General features: G+C 60.8%; 2 protein-coding genes and 2 pseudogenes. 2 read left to right on the top strand and 2 right to left on the bottom strand.

Features of this window, described 5'->3' with window-relative positions; translation table 11 throughout:
• Nucleotides 1-82: 82 nt before the first annotated feature.
• Nucleotides 83-184: pseudogene (locus NKJ80_RS31375) on the bottom strand (LysR family transcriptional regulator); the annotation flags it as partial.
• Nucleotides 185-757: 573 nt separating this feature from the next.
• Here NKJ80_RS31375 and NKJ80_RS31370 point away from each other — a divergent pair.
• Together NKJ80_RS31370 and NKJ80_RS31365 are read left to right on the top strand one after the other, a co-directional pair.
• Nucleotides 758-1033 carry an acyl carrier protein gene (locus NKJ80_RS31370; protein WP_023673543.1) on the top strand — a complete coding sequence of 92 codons (276 nt, stop codon included), beginning with the start codon at nt 758-760 and terminating at the stop codon, nt 1031-1033.
• The gene (locus NKJ80_RS31365) at nt 1034-2239 is read left to right on the top strand and encodes a beta-ketoacyl-[acyl-carrier-protein] synthase family protein (RefSeq protein WP_352498960.1); all 1206 of its coding nucleotides are present in this window, start codon (nt 1034-1036) and stop codon (nt 2237-2239) included.
• On the opposite strand, the pseudogene NKJ80_RS31570 reads toward NKJ80_RS31365, so the two are convergent.
• Nucleotides 2226-2390 (bottom strand): annotated as a pseudogene (locus tag NKJ80_RS31570) (LysR family transcriptional regulator); the annotation flags it as partial. The gene NKJ80_RS31365 and the pseudogene NKJ80_RS31570 overlap by 14 nt on opposite strands.
• Between the last annotated feature and the right edge of the window lie 253 nt (nt 2391-2643).

Below are 2643 nucleotides of genomic sequence, written 5' to 3'. Positions count from 1 at the left end.
CCGGGAAATTTCGGATCGGCTTAAGCAACCAAATCCTACGTCATTTCAACGGGCTTGCGCCACATCCACCAACCCACATGAATTTGGTTAGGTTGATGCTGCGTGCCGCCGCCGTGAGGCCGCGCTCGCTAAGCAGCGCGTCGAGAACGACGAGAAGATTCAGATCGAGCCCTTTGAAACGCATGTCTTAGCTATCCATAGCGTGGATGAATTTGATTGAAACAAACGATTTTACCAATTTTCCGGAATGTCGCATGGACCTGGCAGGACCTCACGTGCGCCGATGACTGCCTCTATCGCGTGGCGAGTCCCTTGAGAAGAGCCCGAAAGAGGAAATCTGTCGCGTGCGGTGGAGATTGTACTGGGAATGAGAGGCAGCGCTCCAAATCATGTCGAACTCTCCGACGAATGGCGACCGGTACATAGTTGATCGCAACTGGTCCGGAGCTATGAAACATCTCGATTACATATGAGGTGCCGAGTGAATACGCTGACAGCACCCACCGTCGCAGCGTTTAGCTGACGTTTGACGACGGTTCCTATCCATTTACACGCAGATTCTTGATGTGCTGGCGCAAAAGCGGGAGGCCGGCGACTTTTCTTCGTCATCGGGCTGACGCCGCAGAAGCCGGAACTCGTCCGGTTGCTATGGGCATTGGGCTTGGTCGGCGCACAGGCTCTATGAGGGGCAATTTTGGCAACGCGACGCGACTCGGGTTTTGAACGACGCCGAAAACGCAAGCTGGAAAGGAACAAGATGGCAGATCAACTCGCCAACGAAATAATCGCAATGATCAAGAAGCGCGCCGCGTCGGAGGGCGGCATAGCGCCTGCCACGGGCGGCGAAATAACGGCTGCCACGGGACTGACTTCGCTCGGTATCGATTCACTGGGATTGGCGGACGTTCTCTGGGACCTGGAGCAGGCCTACGGCATCGAGATCGAGATGAATACGGCCGAGGCATGGTCGGATCTCCAGAATGTTGGGGGCATGGTGGAAGCCGTGCGCAGCTTGCTCCCTACGGGGGTGTGAATGGACAGGCGCGTCGTGATTACTGGGATTGGCGGGATTTGCGGGCTTGGAACCAACGCCGCCGCCATTTGGACAGAGATGCGAGAAGGCCGCTCCGCCATCGGCCCAATCGTCAACTCCGAGTTCCATGAGTTGAGGGTCAGGATCGGTGCCGAGATCAAGGCCCTGCCGGAGCATGACATCGACAGCAAGCAACTCATCTCCATGGACCGCTTCAGCCTGCTCGCTGTGCTTGCGGCGCGCGAAGCCATGCGTCAGGCCGGACTTTCCTCCAAAGAGGGAAATAGCTATCGCTTCGGTGCGGCGGTGGGCGTTGGCGGCTGCGGGTGGGATGCGATCGAGCAAACCTACCGCGCCATCCTTCTGGGCGGTAAGCGTGCCGCTCTCTTGACTGTACCCAAGGCGATGCCGGGTGCCGCTGCCGGCCAGGTCAGCATGAGTCTCGGCCTGCGCGGGCCGGTCTTCGGCGTCACGTCCGCCTGTTCCTCGGCAAACCATGCGATTGCCTGCGCGGTGGACCAGATCAGGCTCGGCCGGGCCGACGTGATGCTTGCCGGCGGCAGCGAAGCGCCGCTCATATGGGGTGTGCTGAAGGCATGGGAAGCGATCCGCGTGCTTTCGCCCGATACTTGCCGGCCATTCTCGGCCGATCGCCAGGGCCTGTCGCTTGGTGAAGGCGCCGGCATGGCGGTGCTGGAAAGCTACGAGCATGCCTTGGCTCGGGGCGCCACCATCCTTGCCGAAATTGCCGGTGTCGGCCTTTCCGCCGATGCGTCCGGCATCGTCGCGCCGACTGTCGAGGGGCCGGAGGCAGCAATGCGGGCCTGCCTTGCCGATGCCAGGCTGGACGCCGAGGATGTCGACTATCTCAACGCGCACGGCACCGGCACCAAGGCCAACGACCAGACCGAGACGGCGGCGATCAAGCGCGTCTTCGGTCAGCACGCCTTCTCAATGTCCATTTCTTCTACCAAGTCCATGCACGCGCATTGCCTCGGCGCGTCCGGCGCGCTCGAGTTGATCGCCTGCGTGATGGCTATCCGCGAGAGCGTCGTCCCGCCGACTGCCAATTATCGTGAGCTGGACCCCGATTGCGATCTCGACGTCACGCCCAATGTGGCACGCGAGCGCAAGGTGCGCGTGGCACTGAGCAACTCCTTCGCCTTTGGCGGCACGAACGCGGTTCTGGCGTTCAGGCAGGTGTAGAAGCCATGAAAGATGCTTCCGGCAACATTATCTCTCGCATCCAGATGCTTGCCGGGATAACCTTGTGAAGGGCGGGTCATTGACCGCCTCGGCGAATGCGGGAAGTGGCAGCGGAAGCTCGAGGATCCGGGGGTATCGTCTTTGCGAAATTCTTAACTGTTGAACCGGCTTGGACGTACCGCCGCCCCGTAAAAGGTAAGCGAGGCCATGCGGGCTCGGCTTGAGGGTCTGAAGCTGTACACGACAATGTCTGGAAGCCGCAGGGTCGGCTCTGCGCCCGTTATAGTCGCCTGAGTGCTGCCGGCCCGGCCGCGCCGCGGGCGCCGTCAATGAGCTCCTTGAACATGCGGACCTTGCCTCTCTTGGCCGACGCTTCCAGGCGTGCTGTCGTGCTGGCCTCCAGA

This window comes from Mesorhizobium sp. M0030 (assembly GCF_040323695.1).
Classification (GTDB): Bacteria; Pseudomonadota; Alphaproteobacteria; order Rhizobiales; family Rhizobiaceae; genus Mesorhizobium.
This window is presented reverse-complemented; position numbering and strand designations above follow the sequence as displayed.